The following is a 17,039-nucleotide window of genomic DNA, read 5'->3' as shown; positions in this document are numbered from 1 at the left end:
TGATGTTATCTATTCTAGTGACTCTATTTCCGACACGAGCTGGGTCAGCTCGGAATAGCTCTCATGCTCGGCCTGACGAATAAGCGGCAGTGCAGCTCTAACTTCCTCAGGACCGTTCTTAATAAATCGGTTAATGATATCCTCATAGACTTCAAAGGGCTGTGCGTAATCGCAATAGTAATGATTCAGATGGAAGCGTGACAGCAGATGCTTCACCTTTCCCATCTTACTGAAGGCAAGTACAGGTACACCTGCCCGTAGTGCCACGAGAGTGGGATGTAGCTTGTAGCTGATCAGGTAATCCATGGACTGAATCACGTTATAGGTGATGTCTGTTTCCAGTAAGAGAGATAGCGTCTGAACCGATGCGGCACTGTCAATCTCCTTCATTTTTTGTTCAAGCAGCTTGCAAGTGCTGTAATCCGAGAAGCTGTTCGAAGGATGGTTAATGACAGGGATGAGTACGATATGGAAGCCCTCTGTGCTTAGCTTAAGCAGCAGTTGAACCATGGATTCCATTGGAAAAGAAGGGTAGGAGAACAGACACACTCCGATCGTTTTGCGAACAGAGAATCGTTTCACGGGAAAAGGGTGCTGTTGGTAGGCGAAGACCATGTCCTGTGCCGTTTCAGGCTTCGAATGAAGCCTCGCGATCGTGGCCAGCTCTTGTGATTTTTGATCTCTGAAAATGGCGCGTCTTGCCTTCTGAATGTACTGCTTGTGGAGCTCAACTTGATCCGCCGGCCACGTTTCAGGAGGATACGAATCCACGATCCCGACCCCATACAGCCACATGGGATGCTCGGCTAAGGCAGCTGGGAAATAGTAGCTGCTAAATTTGTAGGGAGTAATCAGATCTCCGCCGCCGATGATAACGGCATCCACCTTTGCAGGATCCATGTAACCACTCCAAGGAAAAAGGGTATGCTTGCTAAAAGCCTGCTGCAACGTTTTGAGAAACAGATCGTCTCCAAAATTGCCCATGCCGTAATATCCGCTAGCTGCAATTTTCATATCATTTCACCTCCTTCTCCAAATGTTCCTTCCACTCAGGATAGAGCGGCAAATGCTGCTGACTGATGCTTCTCGGATGAATGACCCGGTGATATACGATCTCGTCTGTCAGTACAAACGAATACTGCTTGAGTATTTTTTGGCAGAGAACAATATCCTCGAATATTCTTCCATAAAGCCCGGGCAGCACAGTCCATCCGCCAACTCGCTGAAGTGCCTGCATGTTATACATGCGGGGAACAGGAGGGTGAGCATGATTGGCAGATTCCAAATTTCCGTCAAAATAGTCCGTACTCCGGTAATACAAATCACCATGTTTACTGCGCCGCCATACCCCGCATCCACCTGTTGCGAGTCCTGAGTCTGGATGGAGTGAACTGACGGTTAGCAGTGCTTCAAGAGCGTTTGTCGCAAGCCAGTCGTCACCATCCAGCTCCAGCACATATTTTCCGTTTGCTTGCTCCAGCAGAAGATTCATCATCACTGCCTTGCCTTTATTTGTATAAGAGTGGATGACGCGAACACGTGAATCCATCGTGAAATGTTCAATAAGCTCGGCAGTATTGTCCGTTGAAGCGTCGTTACCGATGAGGAGCTCCCAGTTCAGGTAGGTCTGTGCAAGCACGGAACGGATTGCCCACTCTACGGTTTTGCCCATGTTGAATACACTAAGCATGACGGTTATGAGAGGTGATTGATCGAGCGAGGTCATTGAATGAGAAGCGGGAACGGTGGAGCGTCGTAATACCGAAAGGATGGGATGACGGGAACTTTTATCGCTGCAGTTGCTAACCTCAGGAGGAGTGGCGAGAACATAATTCCTATGCTGCTGCTTGGAAGGCAGGAACAGAGGCTGAAGTGCTTCAGATAGGCAGGTTATACGATTCAACGACGAGCAGCGGGCGTGCAGTTCCCAGCCCAGCCAGAAGGCGGAGGGCAAAGATCGTACATGACCTATATTTGAAAAATTGAAGCATTCCTTCCGGAAAATAAAGCGGTCCCCTGGGCAAACGACACAATGGGTATCGGGAGATAGAGCATGCAGCTCGGCTTCAAGCCGCTGCTTGGCATAATCGGATAAATGAAGAGCAGTGGGAGACCATACGAGCCAATGTGCAGAGCAATTTAATAGCTGGTCACGAATTGATTGATATAAATAGAGAGGGTTGTTGTTATATGCGGCTGTTCGTTTGCAGAAGGCTGCGCCCGTAAGGTAGACGGTATATTCGCTATTCATGTAATCCTTTGCGCTGAAGGGTTTTGCGTATCACTTCATCTGCTGCTTCTCCGCGCTGAACCCAAGTATTCTCTCTTGCATAGGCAATTCGAGCTAATTTTGCTGCAGGATCCTCCTGTTCAAATAGCATTTGACCCAGCTTGCCAATAAAATCCTCGTGAGTCGTTGCCGTAGTAACATACGGCTCCATCCGAATACATTCCGGTAGTGCGGTAGAGAGGACCTTGACTCCAGTAGCCATGTATTCGTACGCCTTCACGGGATTAGTGGCAAGGGTGATCGGGTGATATAGGAAAGGAATGACCGCAACATCGATATGCTGCAAATACTTTTTCAGCTCACTATGCGGCTTCTCTCCCAGAATGTGTACGTTCGGCAGGGTACCATAGCCCGGGATGTCTCCGTAGGGCGCACCAATAGAGACAAATTGTACATTCGGATATTGCTCTGCTGCCTTCGCAAACAATGCATGATCGACCCAATAAGCCCAAGCGCCAATATAGGCGACCGTTGGACCTGCAGGAAGATCATGAGGTCTCTGAACGGCAGGCGTATCAAACATGCTGGCATCAGCCGCATTAGGGATGAGGGTAATGGGTTTGTCGGGGTAGGCTAGTGACAGACGTGTTCGGATCGTTTCAGCGGTTGCGACCAGATGATCGGCAGATTCAACCATCCGATGCTCGTATTTTGCCCAATGCGGAAACTCGTCACAGCAATCATAGATAACGGCATCCGGCCGATAGATCGATGCAAGTCTTGTTCTCTGCTTAGCCCAGGTCGTCCAGACAACAACGGGATGCTCTTTTCTTAATTTGTCCAGATGTCTCTTAACAAACGAATGGTGGTCCGTAAATAAATGTACGCCAGGCTCTACTTCATCCAGCTGACTGTTCATAGGTGCAAGGTTCTCGAAGAACACATGGTGTCCTCTAGCTCCAAGCTCCGTCATCAGCTGCTGCGGTCGCTGCCGCATAAACTTCCAGTTCATCGTCTTAGGATAGATGATAACTGCCATGTGATGGATAACCTCCTTAGTCGTCACTCTAATTACAGGTTATGCATTGATAGATTAATAGAAACCGGCAGTTGTCCCTTACAGAAATAAATAGTTTAAGGACCTTTTTCATAGAGTGCCGTTACGAGATGGAGAGATTCTCTCATATATAGATAAGGGTTGAAGTAATTGTTCAGCTTATCTATTAAGCTAAATAGAGGGGGAGTCCTGATCACATGGAGGAACATCGAATCAGGGTACTTGTTGTGTTCGGAACGAGACCTGAAGCTATCAAAATGGCGCCCATAGTAAAAACACTAGAGGCGGCACCTGACATCGAGCCTATTGTGTGTGTTACCGGGCAGCATGAGGAGATGTTGGCTCAAGTATTGAAAGCATTTGATATCGTACCGCATATTGAATTGAAAGTGATGCGGGAGGCGCAGACATTGTACGGCTTGACCGCCCGTTTAATAGAATCGCTTGAGCCTGTAATGAAGGCCGAGAAATACGACCTTGTGCTCGTCCATGGTGATACGTCTACGGCTTTTTCAGCTGCACTCTGTGCATACTATGCTCAAATCCCGATTGGTCATGTCGAAGCTGGACTGCGGACGTATGACAAATATGCGCCCTTTCCGGAAGAAATGAACAGGGAATTCATAGGCCGTGTTGCAGATCTGCACTTTGCACCTACCACTACAGCTGCCAAAAGGCTCGCAAGCGAGCACCGGAAAGAGCATGTTTACGTGACAGGCAACACATCCATTGATGCTCTGCGCTGGACGATCAAGAAAGAGTTCGACCATCCACTGTTATCGAAGCTGCATCCTGGAACTAGAAAGATATTCATGACCATGCATCGGAGAGAGAACTGGGGCAGTCCGATGAAACAGGTGTTTCAGGCGGTTAGAGAGATCATTGAGCAGGATCGGACACTTGAGTTAATTTATCCGGTACACCCCAATCCAGCAGTAAAGGACCTGGCACTCGAGATGCTCGACGGAACGGAACGCATTCATTTGATTGAGCCGCTTGATGTGAGCGACATGCATAATATGATGAATCATGCTTATGTTATTCTGACCGATTCAGGGGGGATCCAGGAGGAGGCACCTTCGCTCGGCAAGCCCGTACTCGTCCTTCGTGACAAGACGGAGCGGCCGGAAGGTGTCAAGGCAGGTACGCTTCGCTGTGTAGGGACAGAGTATGAAAAGGTCAAGAAGGAGATCGAGCTGTTGTTGTCAGGAGGAAAAAGATATCAGCGCATGACAAGGGCTGCCAATCCTTATGGTGATGGTCATGCTTCAGATCGAATTGCATCCATTATATTGAAGTATTTTGCAGATTGACGCTAAAGATGAACATTAGCCGTGAACGTAGTATAATATGTAGAAAGATTTCGGTTCTGCAAAAATAGCAGGCAGCGGATGTTGAAAGGATGGATTCTATGGCTAACACCTATACCTATACTCGGAGAGAGGAAGTCGCAAATGCCATCACCCATGGAATAGGGGCTCTCCTCAGTGTTGCAGCGCTCGTACTTCTTATTGTTGCCGCAAGTGTGAATGGAACAGCTTGGCATGTTGTCAGCTTTACGGTTTATGGAGTGTCCATGCTGCTCTTGTACATCAGCTCTACCTTCGTACATGCTCTGAAGGATGGCAGAGCGAAAGATCTATTTGAAATTTTTGATCACTCCTCCATCTACTTATTTATAGCAGGAACATATACTCCATTCTTGCTGGTCGCGATTCGCGGTACACTCGGCTGGACCCTGTTTGGAATCATATGGGGAATTGCCTTGTTCGGTGTAGCGTTCAAGGCGTTCTTCACTAAGCGGTTTCTGTTCATGTCTACCTTGTTCTACATCGCGATGGGCTGGCTGATCGTCATTGCGTGGGCTCCATTAACCGCCGCAATTCCTTCTGGAGGAATAGCTCTTCTTGTTGCCGGAGGACTTTGCTATACGCTGGGTACGATCTTCTATGTATGGCGCGGCTTTCCGTTTCATCATGCCATTTGGCATTTATTCGTTCTGGCAGGCAGTGTGCTGCATTTCTTTGCCGTCATTATTTATCTGACACCAATCAGATTATAGATGCTAAGTAATCTAATATGTGGCTGTAGATCTCAAAAATAAAATCATTGAGAAGATGACAAGGATTTATGCTTGACATCTTCTTTTGTTTTTTGTAAGATAGAGAACGTTAATGAGTGTAAAGTGTTTTTCCTTGACGAAGGGAGTGTCCCTCAAGATGAGTCAGGAGAATCGGCTTGAGAAGACGAATCGAATCAACTTACTGTTTGATTTTTATGAAAACCTGTTAACTGAGAAGCAGCAGACTTTTCTGAAGTATTATTTTCATGATGATTTCTCCTTGGGAGAGATTGCCTCCGAATTTGAGATTAGTCGACAAGCGGTTTACGAGCACATTAAGCGTGCAGAGCAGGTACTTGAAATGTATGAGGATAAACTCGGCTTGCTTGCGAAGCATGAACGACGGCTTATGAATCTTGAGAAGCTTAAGGACATGATTGAATCAAGCGGGATGACGAGTGAAGACAAACATAGAATGAATGAAATGATGAACCACCTGGAGGTTCTGGAATAGGGATTACCCTTCGCAATATGAACTTTAGGAGGTGTGTTTATGCCATTTGAAGGATTAACAGCTCGACTTACCAATGTATTCAGCAAGCTTCGCGGTAAAGGGAAAGTAAGTGAGGAAGACGTTAACGAAGCGATGCGAGAGGTGCGTCTTGCCTTGCTTGAAGCCGATGTTAACTTCAAGGTCGTCAAGCAATTTATTTCGAAAGTCAAAGAGAAGGCCGTCGGTAAAGAAGTGATGGAGAGCTTCACGCCTGGCATGGTCATCATTGACATCGTAAATAAAGAGCTGACCGAGCTGATGGGCGGAAGCCAGTCTAAGCTGGCTAAGGCAAACAAACCGCCGACAGTCATTATGATGGTCGGGTTGCAGGGTGCTGGTAAGACGACAACCACGGGTAAGCTTGCGAAGCTGTTACAGAAGCAAAATGCAAAGCCGCTGCTTGTGGCAGGCGACATTTACCGCCCGGCAGCGATCAAGCAGCTGCAGGTGCTTGGAGAGCAGCTCAAGGCACCGGTATTCACTTTAGGTGACAAGACAAGCCCGGTAGAGATTGCGAAGCAAGGCTTACAGCATGCCAAGGACAACGGTCACGATTATGTTATTATCGATACGGCTGGTCGTCTCCATGTGGATGAAGAGCTGATGGAGGAGCTTCGGTTAATTCACAGCAATGTGAATCCGGATGAAGTGCTTCTCGTCGTCGATGCAATGACAGGTCAGGATGCAGTGAATGTAGCAGAGCATTTTAACACGCAGCTATCGCTTACCGGCGTCGTGCTTACGAAGCTGGATGGAGATACGCGCGGTGGTGCTGCCCTCTCCGTTAAAGCAGTGACCGGGTGCCCGATCAAATTTATCACCCTGGGTGAGAAGCTCGATGCACTTGAACCTTTCCATCCAGAACGCATGTCCTCCCGAATTTTGGGCATGGGTGATATGCTGTCCTTGATCGAGAAGGCCCAGTCGAACATTGATACGGCCAAAGCGAAGGAAATGGAACAGAAGATGCGGACCGCATCGTTCACGTTCGAAGATTTCCTCGAGCAAATGGACCAGATCAAGAAGCTTGGACCACTTGATCAGCTCATGGACATGATTCCTGGGATGAGCAATATGAAGCAGACCAAGGATCTTAAAGTCGATGACAAGCAGATGAACCGGATCGAAGCTATCGTATTCTCCATGACTAGAGAAGAGAAGCAGAATCCAGAGATCATCAATCCATCTCGCCGTAAACGGATTGCAGCAGGCAGCGGTACTACCGTTGCGGAAGTTAATCGTCTGATTAAGCAGTTCGATGAAATGCGTAAAGTAATGAAGCAATTCAGCGGTATGATGGGGCCGAAGGGCAACAAGAAAGCAATGAAGCAGCTTAAAGGACTCGGTAAGGGAATGAAATTTCCTTTCCGTTAAGCCGAGCTTATTATATATATTTTATTGAAGGAGGTGAATTTTCGTGGCAGTTCGTATTCGTCTGAAACGTATGGGAGCTCATAAAGCGCCTTTCTATCGTGTGGTTGTATCGGATTCCCGTTCCCCGCGTGATGGCCGTTTTATCGAGGAAATCGGTTACTACAATCCGGTTGAACAACCAGCAGTGGTTAAGATCGATGAAGATAAAGCACTCAAATGGCTTCAAAATGGTGCGCAAGCATCTGATACAGTTCGCAACTTGCTTAGCAAAGCGGGTGTAATGAAGAAGTTCCATGAGCTTAAACAACAGAAATAATTAGGTGCTGATAACGGAGGGTATCTATGGAACAATTAGTCGGCGTTATTGCGAAGGCTTTGGTAGATCATCCGGAAGATGTGTCGGTCCGGACACTGGAGAAGGATCGCCTTGTTGTCTATGAATTGACCGTGCATCCTGAGGATGTGGGGAAAGTGATCGGCAAGCAGGGGAGGATCGCGAAAGCACTCCGAACGGTCGTCACATCTGCAGCAGTTAAGATGGATAAACGGGTTACCGTCGATATCATATCTTAAAGATATACGAAAGGGGGTTAGGATGCATGTCCTAGCCCTTTTTCGTACATGCTTATATAACTTAGCCTTGTCTAATTGAAATACAGGAGGACCTATGTCACAATTTTTTAATGTAGGAAAGATCGTAAATACCCACGGAATTCGTGGTGAGCTGAAGGTACTCCCGCTGACCGATTTCCCGGAGGAGCGCTTTGCTAAAGGGAGCAAGCTGGTTATTGATACGGGGGAGGGACAACAACCTGTAACGGTAGAGTCAGCAAGGCTTCACAAAAATATGTTTGTCGTGCGTTTGAACGACTTCACCAACATCAATGAAGTAGAAAAATATAAAGGCATGATGCTGAAAGTGTCTGCTGAGTATCAAACTGAGCTGAGCGAAGACGAGTTCTACTTCCATCAAATTGTCGGCTGCGAAGTGGTAACTGATGAAGGCGAGGCACTTGGCACGATCAAAGAGATCCTGACTCCAGGAGCGAATGACGTTTGGGTGGTCAAAGCAAATAACGGCAAAGAGATTCTGCTTCCTTATATTGACGATGTCATATTGCATGTTGATGTTGTGAATCAAAAGGTAACCGTGCACCTGATGGAAGGATTAGTGTAATGAAGGTTGATGTATTAACCCTGTTTCCGGAAATGTTTCATGGTGTATTTGGTACCAGCATATTAGGGAAAGCCCAAGCCAAAGGAATTGTTTCTTTGAATGCGCTGAATTTTCGTGAATATGCGGGGAACAAGCATGGGCAAGTAGATGACATGCCATACGGCGGCGGCGGCGGAATGGTGCTGAAGCCAGAGCCGATTTTTGCAGCAGTAGAAGATTTGCTGAACGAAGCGGATCAGGATGCCCAATCGAGTGCTGCTGCAAAATCAGCTGAAGAGACACAGCCAGAGACTTCTTCTGCCAAACAGCCGCGCATCATTCTGATGTGTCCGCAAGGAGAGACCTTTACGCAGAAGAAGGCAGAGGAGCTGTCCAAAGAAGAGCATCTCATCTTTATATGTGGTCACTATGAAGGCTATGATGAGCGAATTCGAGAGCATCTCGTCACGGACGAGATCTCGACCGGAGATTATGTGCTGACAGGTGGAGAGCTGCCTGCAATGGTCGTTATAGACAGTGTGGTAAGACTGCTTCCAGGGGTGCTGGGCAACGAGACAAGTGCAGTTACAGATTCATTCAGCACCGGTTTGCTAGAGTACCCTCACTATACCAGACCTGCGGAGTTTAGAGGCCACAAGGTACCGGATATCCTGCTCTCAGGTCATCACAAAAACATTGATGCTTGGCGCAGAGAGCAGTCCTTACTTCGGACACTCACCAGACGCCCAGATCTGCTGGAGCAGGTGGAGCTGACGAAGAAGGAGAAAGCATGGCTGGATCAGCATAAACGGGATGAGTAGATGAAGAAGCCCGGGGATATGCTAGATTGTTACATTTTGAATACAACAAGGGTGCTGAATCAGATACCAAACAACATGATTCTCCATGCGCTAGTGGTTTTATGAGAAAAAAAGTTCTTAATGCTTGCATTACTTCGTAATAACATGTTATAATTTTTCTGTTGTGTGGAATACGGTGGTCCGCTGTGGATGATGATGGATAACAGAAGGTTATCCGGAAGAGACATGAACACCTGTACGGAAGGAGGGAGTCATAGATGAATATCGTCCAAGCGATTACACAAGAACAATTGCGTAAAGATTTGCCGAACTTTCGTCCTGGTGACACTGTAAAAGTGCACGTTAAGGTTATCGAGGGAACTCGCGAACGTATCCAGTTGTTCGAAGGTGTAGTAATCAAACGCCGTGGTGGTGGAATCAGTGAGACTTTTACAGTTCGTAAAATTTCTTACGGTGTAGGTGTGGAAAGAACTTTCCCGCTTCATTCCCCAAAAATCGATAAACTCGAAGTGGCTCGCCGTGGTAAAGTGCGTCGTGCGAAGCTTTATTATCTTCGTGAACTTCGCGGTAAAGCAGCGAGAATTAAAGAAATTCGTTAATATAACGAATAACGGAAAGGGCTTGGAAACAAGCCCTTTTCGCTTTTTTTATGTAAAAATGATTGTTCGTTCAAGATGGTTTACGTTCTTATATTCAGGAATAACATAGCTCATGTGAATATGAACAATATAGAATATAATCTATTGATGTGATATAGAGGAGCGCTCGCCCTCCGATCGGAGAGATGAAGTTGTATCCTGCTAAGATTTCTCTTACAATATTTTCAGAGGAAACGATCTTGACAACAGATGGTATGTCTCTAACCAGATTTCATACATAGAATATGTCTAGATGCATCGTTTCGATGACATGGATGAGGAAGTGAGGACAAGCGATGGAGCAGGATGTACAGAATGAACGATTGAATACACCGGAGAATGGGAATTCTAAGTCAAAGAAAGTAAAGAACGAGATTTGGGAATGGATCAAAGCCATTGCAATTGCATTAGTGCTTGTGTTTATTATCCGATTCTTCTTGTTCAAGCCTTTTATTGTTGACGGACCATCGATGCAGCCGAATTTTCATACAGGGGAAAGAGTCATTGTGAACCAGATTCTGTATGATATCAGGCAGCCTGAACGCGGAGAGGTCGTTGTCTTCCATGTCCCTTCTGAGAACCGGGATTTCATTAAGCGGGTCATTGCTGTAGAAGGGGACACCGTTGAAGTCACTGGAGATACCTTGCGAGTAAACGGCGAAGTTGTAGAGGAGCCTTATCTGCAAGAAGCGATTGCAGAGGCACAGGCGAATGGCGGACAGTATAACACTTATAACTTCCCGAATGAGTATTTCCCAGACGGCACAGTGCCGGAAGGTCATATTTTTGCCCTTGGTGATAACCGTGGGAACAGTACAGACAGCCGCATGATTGGATATGTGCCGCTTGAGGATATTGTAGGACGTGCCGACGTTATTTTCTGGCCGCTGAAGGATATCGAATGGATTAATCACTGATTTTGAAATTTTGAGGACAAACTATACCGGTTTGATCTGTAGATACTCATGATAGAAGCACCTCAGGGTATTATATAAATGGATCCAACTGTTTGTGAAAAAGAAGGTGAATTGCGATGACCATACAATGGTTTCCAGGACATATGACGAGAGCCCGTCGACAAATTCAGGAGAAGCTGAAATTGATTGATGTCGTCATTGAACTGGTGGATGCACGGCTTCCATTATCCAGCCGTAACCCGATGATTGATGAAATATTGCAGGACAAGCCAAGAATGATTCTGCTGAACAAGTCAGATTTGGCTGATCCGAAGGTAACGGAAGAATGGATTAAATATTTTAAAGAAGAGGGGCATACTGCACTTGCAGTCGATGCCAATACAGGTACCGGGGTTAAGGATATCCCCTCAACTGCTAAGATCTTGTTGAAGGAAAAGATCGATCGGCAAATTGCCAAAGGCATGAATCCGAGAGCGATTCGCGCACTGATCGTTGGCATTCCGAATGTCGGCAAATCGACATTGATCAACCGTTTGGCTGGCAGAAATATCGCGGCTACCGGTGATCGACCAGGCGTAACCAAAGGTCAGCAATGGATCAGAGTAGGTAAGGAAATTGAACTCCTGGATACCCCAGGTATTCTGTGGCCTAAGTTCGAAGATCAGAATGTGGGCTATCGTCTGGCCGTGACCGGTGCGATCAAGGAAGAGATACTGAACGTGGAGGACATCGCCTTCTTCGCGATCAAGTATCTTGCTCAGTATTACTGGCCGGCAATGCAGGAGCGTTACGGCTTGTCTGAAGCTCCAAAGGATTCGGAAGATCCAGATCAAATCGTTGCCGTTATGGAAGAGATCGGGCGCAAGCGCGGCGCTGTCATGAGCGGGGGACGAATTGATCTGGAGAAGGCATCCTCCTTGATGCTTAGAGAGCTGAGAGGCGGCAAGCTTGGTCGATTCAGTCTGGAATCTCCTTTTTAAATGAAGGTATGTTATAACTCATCAAGATAAGAATATCGCAAGCAATCCAATCCCCTGCAGCGTACTGCAGGGGATTGCTGTGTTATCCAGCTTCTATATGTTTCTACCCTATTGATACATATGTTATGATATTGGTTATGGGATGTGCCGTTAGGGGGAAAAAACAAATGAAAGAATTGGATCTGAACATACAGGAGACGGATACGTTCGAAGAGCCTGAGATGGATATGCTTAAATATGAAAGAGAAGCATGGGACAGCGGAGCTGAATATATTGCAGGCATTGATGAAGTAGGAAGAGGCTGCTTGTTCGGTGATGTCGTTGCCGCAGCCGTCATTTTGCCAAAAGGGTTAGTGCTCGAAGGGGTCAATGATTCCAAGAAGCTAAGCGACAAGAAGCGTGAATTGTTATTTGACATCATTATGAAGGAAGCTGTCGCAGTAGGTATCGGGATCGTCGATGTGGAGACTATTGACCGGATTAACATTAGGCAGGCTTCTCGGCTTGCGATGAAACAGGCGGTTCATGCACTTACTCCATCTCCGGATCATCTGCTCGTGGACGCAGAAACCGTAGATATACCTCTGCCGCAACTATCAATTATTAAAGGGGACGCGAACAGCCAATCGATTGGTGCAGCATCTATCATTGCCAAGGTAACAAGAGACCGGATGTGTAAAGGCGAGTGGGATGCTCTGTATCCTGAGTACGGTATTGCTATACATAAAGGATATGCAACAAAGCTGCACAGAGAGCAGTTGCTCGCACTGGGGCCTACACCGCTGCATCGCAGAAGCTTTCTCGGAAAAATATTAGGAGAGCAGGAGCAGCCTACTTTGTTCTAACAGACAGGGTCCAGTGCAGCAAGAGGCAGCAGACGTACAGAGTCTGAGTAATGTTTATATCTAATCGTAGTGGCTTACTCTAGCAGATAAACTTGATAGGATGCTAGATCGCAGAAAATCGTTGTTGATGTACCTGTCTTGATTTATGTTATTCGTTCAATATGAGGGATGAATATGCATTGTAAATTAAGTTATTTTCGTGCAGTACTGTGTTTAATAGCAGTGCTGCTTTTTTAATAGCAACGACTTCTTCAGTGTCCCACCCGTTATACCGATAAAATGAATAGATTATAAGGTGAATCAATTTCATTAAATATGTGTTGATATAGATAGCATCTCATTGTTTGTGGAAAGGAGTGGATGGTATTTGAATATAGGTCAAGCAATCAGGGGCATGCTTGGGGATCCCAAGCCTCAAAGCGGTGCTAAGACGCTCGAGCTGAAGGAAGGCATGGTGGTGCGTGCTGAGGTCATACAGGTATCACCGGATCAGAAGGAAGCTGTGCTTCAGATCAAAGGGGTGCAGGTGAGGGCGGCATTAGATACTCCACTTGTAGCTGGGCAGAATGCGCTGCTTCAGGTGGGTGGACAGAATAAGGACGGAATGATGGTGATGAAGCCTTTTCAAGGTACACTTGGATCTGTATCGACTACAACACTTGCAGATCTGCTGACAAATCTTCAGCTGCTGGATACGAAGGAAAACAGAACACTCCTGAGTGCAATGCAGCAGAGTGGAATTCCGCTGACGAAGGATAATGTGAAGCTTGTTCAATCCCTTATGAATATGAAGCCGGCTGCAGCAGGGGATATCGAGTGGATCACCTCGGCAAGTCTTGCCATACAGAGGGGACTGCCCGTGTCAGGCTCTACCCTCTCGGGACTATATTATGCGATGTTTGGGCCCGCATTAGATGAGATGCTCGGTCAGCTGGATACAAGACTAACTGAAGCAGCTAAAAGCGATGGATTGAGTGGTAAGGTACCAGGGAGCATTTCAGATACGGCTGCAGAAATGGAGGGCTCACAAGAGCTTAGACAAGCCCGGACACATGCTGGAAGCGAGGGGAGCAGGCTAACCAGTACCGGAATGGCCCAGCAGGCAGCAGATGTTCACAAAGCAGCGGGTACTGCCGGATTAACAGGTACAAATGATGGAGCTGATGGACCGGAGCTCATGGAGACTATGAAGACAGGGGCTGCAGATTCCAGGGCTACTCAAGGAAACGGAGTAGATGGAAAGACAACGGCAGCACCCGGTCCTGCAGCCGCTGGGTCCAATACGATTCGCACTGCGGGTTCAGGGGTTACGGGTTCTACTGTAGCCGGGATGCCGCAGGCAGAATTGGGTGGTAGTGATCCGGCAGCCCAGGATCACCGGGTACGTACGGGCAGCCAGGTGCAGGTGGCTGCAGCGGACCGGGGTGCGGCAGGCGGGGGAACGAGCCTGCCTGTGGGGGAGGCTGAAGAGCCGAGGACGGCGACTTCAGCCAATCGCAGTTTGGGGGACAGTGGCGAAGCTCCTGTCCAGGCGAGAGGCGCAGCAGCAGGCGGGGGCGAGCTTGTGCTGCGTGCCGCAGCACTGCTTGCCCAGCTACGAGCAGCGCCGCAGGGGCCGGCCGGAGCAGAGCCGGCCGGCAGCGGTGTGACTGCGGCAGCGCAGGGCGAGCCGCAGCAGGACGGTGCTGATGCAGCGCCAGCACCGGCAGTGCACACGCCTGCCACCACGAGGGATGACTCGTGGGTGGCGCGTGTGCTGAAGCTGCTCGGTGCGGAGCACGAGCAGCAGGTGGTGCGCGGGATGCTGGCACCCGCGCAGGCAGAGGTGTCCGCGGCAGAGCAGGCGGACACGCTCAAGAGCGTGCTGATGCAGATGGAAGCAAGTCCAGAGCTTCCTGCCGGTCTCAAAGAGACCGCAGGTCAGCTCGTGCACTTGCTCACAGGGCATCAGCTGCTCATGAACACCGACCGGACCGCTCCTTTTGCCCAGATGAACTGGTTCATCCCTCTGAGCGGAGCGGACGGTCAGACGACGGCAAATGTCCAGATCCAGTCCCGCCGCGGACCGCGCGGCGAAATGGATGCCTCCCATTGCCGGATCTGGTTTGACCTGAACATGAAGCAGCTCGGTCCCACGCTGATCGACATGCAGGTATCAGGCAAGGTGATCAGTCTGCATATTCGTACAGATAATGAGATGGCTGCACAAATTTTTGAGCTGGGTCGTGAACAAGTGGACAGTGCGCTGCGGAATACCGGCTATCAGTTATCCGTATATAAGTCGGAAGTGGTAGAGAACCGTCCTGAGCAAACAGAGCAGGTACAAGGTTCCTCATCCTCAGCTGTAAGTAAGATGGCTTCGTATGTCCCGGAATCATATAAAGGAGTGGATATGCGAGTATGAAGCAGGAAGAAGAAAGTGTTGTACGCAAGAAGGCAGTTGCGCTCAAATACGTACCGGGCGAAGCAGAAGCCCCCGTTGTAGTCGCCAAAGGGGACGGAAGGCTGGCCGAATCCATTCTGGAGAAGGCACTGGAGAATGGCGTCCCAATTCAAGAAGACCCCGCGCTTGTTGAGGTGCTGTCCAAGCTGGATCTGGATCAACAAATTCCTCCTGAATTGTATCAGCTTGTAGCCGAGGTGCTTACCTTTGTATATCAGGCCGAGCAGAAGGCGATTGTATCCGCCGGCCAGAGAAAAGAGGTGTAGGCATCCATGAAGGACGATAATAATTCCAAACCGGCTGCACCGAGGAAGAGAAAAGATTCTCGCAAAGAGAAAGGTGGAGCCGGGGAACAGGCGGCAGTTCAGTATCTTAAGCAGCAGGGATACAACATTATGAATACGAACTGGAGATGTAAGAGCGGTGAGCTCGATATTATAGCTCAGAAGGGCGAAACCACCATTTTTGCAGAAGTTAGAAGCAGGACTAGCCTGGATCGCTTCGGAACTCATCTGGAATCGGTCAATCCACGAAAAATAGCTCAGGTACGCCGTACCGCAGCTGTATATATTCAAGAACGCAAATTATACAATAGTCTAATTCGCTTTGATGTCATAGGCGTTCTGCTGAATCCAGCAGACTGGACAGAGGAACCGTTACATATCGATCACATTATGAATGCATTCTAATCCAATCGTTGGAGCTAACAACTTATTCAGAAATTCTTAAGTGCAGCTCGAACGGTTGGATGATGTTTGTTACAATCATTTAACATGATGACAAGTGCTTTAAGGGATGCCGCACGAATGTTGGGATATGACCGATCATATTCTGTTTTATTAGAGCAAGAGCAGGCTTGTTGTAGAACTCCTAGGGTAGCTCATTAGGGTAATCATTTGACTTTAGATGAAGAACCGAGGTATGCTAACACCAGTATCTAAATGATAAAGATTATCATTATCTGTGAGAAGAAAACAACTTCATACCTGTTAAGGAGGATTATATAACATGAATGAATCACAAATAGCTTCATCTGTCCATGTGAAGGATGTCATTCGCGAACGACGGACGATCAAGAAATTTAAGCAGGAGGCAGTGCCGGTTGAGAAAATTACCGAGCTGCTGGATACAGCGGTGTGGGCACCGAATCATAAGCTTCGTGAGCCTTGGAGATTTCTATTATTTACGGGCGAAGGTCGCCAGAAGTTGGCTGAGGCGGTATCGAATGAAATGGGCGAGGATAATAAATTTGTCAATGCCGTGCTTACGAATCCAACAACGCTGCTGGTCGTCATGAAGGAAGATCCACGCCAAGCAATTTGGGATGAGGATTTTGCCGCAACCAGCGCACTTATACAAAATTTCATGCTCGCAGCATGGGGTGAAGAGATCGGGACCTTCTGGGTAACCAAGCCGTTTCTGTACGGACCTAAATTCAGAGAAACTCTGAATATTGTTCCCGGCGAAAAAATTCTTGGCATGATCTATGTGGGGTACCCCGATGTGGTGCCGAAGCCGCAAGAACGCACGGCTGCAGCAGACAAATTAACGGTTTTTGAGTAAGCTATAGTAAGATAAAGCCATGATAAGACGAAGCTCTTCTGATCGGATCAGAAAGAGCTTTTTTGGTTTTTGTAAATTCGTCTTATGAAATTTATAATGGATGGTACTAGTCCATTCATTTCATGATAGGGTGATTTATCTATGAGCTTGGCTTCGTTATTGAATACCAATTCTACTTTGCAAAAAGCGATTCGAGAAGTGACACCTCTGGCAGGTGAATTTTATTCCAACACAGCGGCAGCCCCATTCAAAAATAAAAACATATTGGCTGAAGCCCAGTTCACTAGTTACGTCTCGGGCCTTATTCGAAATTCATTTCAATATCTGGCCTGCGCCATGATTGCGAGAGAGAATGGAGATTCTCTGATGCAGCGTTTAATCCCTATATTGTAAAAGGACA

Annotated in this window: 20 protein-coding genes; 17 read left to right on the top strand and 3 right to left on the bottom strand. The window is 47.6% G+C overall.

Going from position 1 to position 17,039, the window contains the following annotated elements:
- Positions 1–9: 9 nt before the first annotated feature.
- The 3 genes from TCA2_RS01345 to TCA2_RS01335 are packed head-to-tail and all read right to left on the bottom strand — an operon-like array spanning position 10 to position 3,269.
- On the bottom strand, positions 10–1,014 hold the full coding sequence (locus TCA2_RS01345) for a polysaccharide pyruvyl transferase family protein (RefSeq protein ID WP_047909755.1): 1,005 nt from the start codon (positions 1,012–1,014) through the stop codon (positions 10–12).
- A 1-nt stretch (position 1,015) separates the two neighbouring features.
- Complete coding sequence (locus tag TCA2_RS26460) at positions 1,016–2,251, bottom strand: glycosyltransferase family A protein (RefSeq protein WP_081872142.1); 1,236 nt, start codon at positions 2,249–2,251, stop codon at positions 1,016–1,018.
- Complete coding sequence (locus tag TCA2_RS01335) at positions 2,244–3,269, bottom strand: glycosyltransferase (protein ID WP_047909754.1); 1,026 nt, start codon at positions 3,267–3,269, stop codon at positions 2,244–2,246. Before TCA2_RS01335 ends, TCA2_RS26460 begins: the two co-directional genes overlap by 8 nt.
- 215 nt (positions 3,270–3,484) lie before the next feature.
- Here TCA2_RS01335 and wecB point away from each other — a divergent pair, with 215 nt between their 5' ends.
- From wecB to TCA2_RS01250, 17 genes are all read left to right on the top strand, one after another.
- Positions 3,485–4,600, top strand: a complete 1,116-nt coding sequence (gene wecB / locus TCA2_RS01330) for a non-hydrolyzing UDP-N-acetylglucosamine 2-epimerase (protein WP_047909753.1) — start codon at positions 3,485–3,487, stop codon at positions 4,598–4,600.
- A 98-nt stretch (positions 4,601–4,698) separates the two neighbouring features.
- Entirely contained in the window at positions 4,699–5,349 is a 651-nt protein-coding gene (locus TCA2_RS01325) for a hemolysin III family protein (RefSeq protein WP_047909752.1), read from the top strand.
- Between the two features lie 157 nt (positions 5,350–5,506).
- Positions 5,507–5,863 (top strand): putative DNA-binding protein, encoded by a 357-nt coding sequence (locus tag TCA2_RS01320; RefSeq protein WP_047909751.1) that lies wholly within the window; start codon positions 5,507–5,509, stop codon positions 5,861–5,863.
- 39 nt (positions 5,864–5,902) lie between these two features.
- Entirely contained in the window at positions 5,903–7,276 is a 1,374-nt protein-coding gene (ffh, locus tag TCA2_RS01315) for a signal recognition particle protein (RefSeq protein WP_047909750.1), read from the top strand.
- 43 nt (positions 7,277–7,319) lie between these two features.
- Complete coding sequence (rpsP, locus tag TCA2_RS01310) at positions 7,320–7,592, top strand: 30S ribosomal protein S16 (protein WP_047909749.1); 273 nt, start codon at positions 7,320–7,322, stop codon at positions 7,590–7,592.
- A gap of 26 nt (positions 7,593–7,618) precedes the next feature.
- Positions 7,619–7,849 (top strand): KH domain-containing protein, encoded by a 231-nt coding sequence (locus TCA2_RS01305; protein WP_047909748.1) that lies wholly within the window; start codon positions 7,619–7,621, stop codon positions 7,847–7,849.
- Between the two features lie 94 nt (positions 7,850–7,943).
- Complete coding sequence (gene rimM, locus TCA2_RS01300; RefSeq protein ID WP_047909747.1) at positions 7,944–8,453, top strand: ribosome maturation factor RimM; 510 nt, start codon at positions 7,944–7,946, stop codon at positions 8,451–8,453.
- Positions 8,453–9,253: a tRNA (guanosine(37)-N1)-methyltransferase TrmD gene (gene trmD / locus TCA2_RS01295; protein WP_047909746.1), complete on the top strand. Its 801-nt coding sequence runs from the start codon at positions 8,453–8,455 to the stop codon at positions 9,251–9,253. Before rimM ends, trmD begins: the two co-directional genes overlap by 1 nt.
- 257 nt (positions 9,254–9,510) lie before the next feature.
- Positions 9,511–9,852, top strand: a complete 342-nt coding sequence (gene rplS, locus TCA2_RS01290) for a 50S ribosomal protein L19 (RefSeq protein ID WP_047909745.1) — start codon at positions 9,511–9,513, stop codon at positions 9,850–9,852.
- Positions 9,853–10,187: 335 nt separating this feature from the next.
- Positions 10,188–10,808 (top strand): signal peptidase I, encoded by a 621-nt coding sequence (gene lepB / locus TCA2_RS01285; protein WP_047909744.1) that lies wholly within the window; start codon positions 10,188–10,190, stop codon positions 10,806–10,808.
- A gap of 116 nt (positions 10,809–10,924) precedes the next feature.
- On the top strand, positions 10,925–11,788 hold the full coding sequence (gene ylqF / locus TCA2_RS01280) for a ribosome biogenesis GTPase YlqF (protein ID WP_047909743.1): 864 nt from the start codon (positions 10,925–10,927) through the stop codon (positions 11,786–11,788).
- Positions 11,789–11,955: 167 nt separating this feature from the next.
- The gene (locus TCA2_RS01275; RefSeq protein ID WP_081872140.1) at positions 11,956–12,633 is read left to right on the top strand and encodes a ribonuclease HII; all 678 of its coding nucleotides are present in this window, start codon (positions 11,956–11,958) and stop codon (positions 12,631–12,633) included.
- Between the two features lie 367 nt (positions 12,634–13,000).
- Positions 13,001–15,037 (top strand): flagellar hook-length control protein FliK, encoded by a 2,037-nt coding sequence (locus TCA2_RS01270; protein ID WP_047909742.1) that lies wholly within the window; start codon positions 13,001–13,003, stop codon positions 15,035–15,037.
- Positions 15,034–15,342 (top strand): EscU/YscU/HrcU family type III secretion system export apparatus switch protein, encoded by a 309-nt coding sequence (locus TCA2_RS01265; RefSeq protein ID WP_047909741.1) that lies wholly within the window; start codon positions 15,034–15,036, stop codon positions 15,340–15,342. The genes TCA2_RS01270 and TCA2_RS01265 overlap by 4 nt, the downstream gene beginning before the upstream one ends.
- A gap of 6 nt (positions 15,343–15,348) precedes the next feature.
- Positions 15,349–15,765: a YraN family protein gene (locus TCA2_RS01260; protein ID WP_047909740.1), complete on the top strand. Its 417-nt coding sequence runs from the start codon at positions 15,349–15,351 to the stop codon at positions 15,763–15,765.
- 319 nt (positions 15,766–16,084) lie between these two features.
- Entirely contained in the window at positions 16,085–16,639 is a 555-nt protein-coding gene (locus TCA2_RS01255) for a nitroreductase (RefSeq protein WP_047909739.1), read from the top strand.
- 141 nt (positions 16,640–16,780) lie between these two features.
- Positions 16,781–17,032 carry a hypothetical protein gene (locus tag TCA2_RS01250; RefSeq protein ID WP_047909738.1) on the top strand — a complete coding sequence of 84 codons (252 nt, stop codon included), beginning with the start codon at positions 16,781–16,783 and terminating at the stop codon, positions 17,030–17,032.
- The last annotated feature ends 7 nt before the right edge of the window (positions 17,033–17,039 follow it).

It is taken from the genome of Paenibacillus sp. TCA20 (genome assembly GCF_000732325.1).
Lineage (GTDB): Bacteria > Bacillota > Bacilli > Paenibacillales > Paenibacillaceae > Paenibacillus > Paenibacillus urinalis.
Note: the sequence above shows the minus strand (reverse complement) of the source record. Positions and strands in the feature narration are given on the sequence as shown.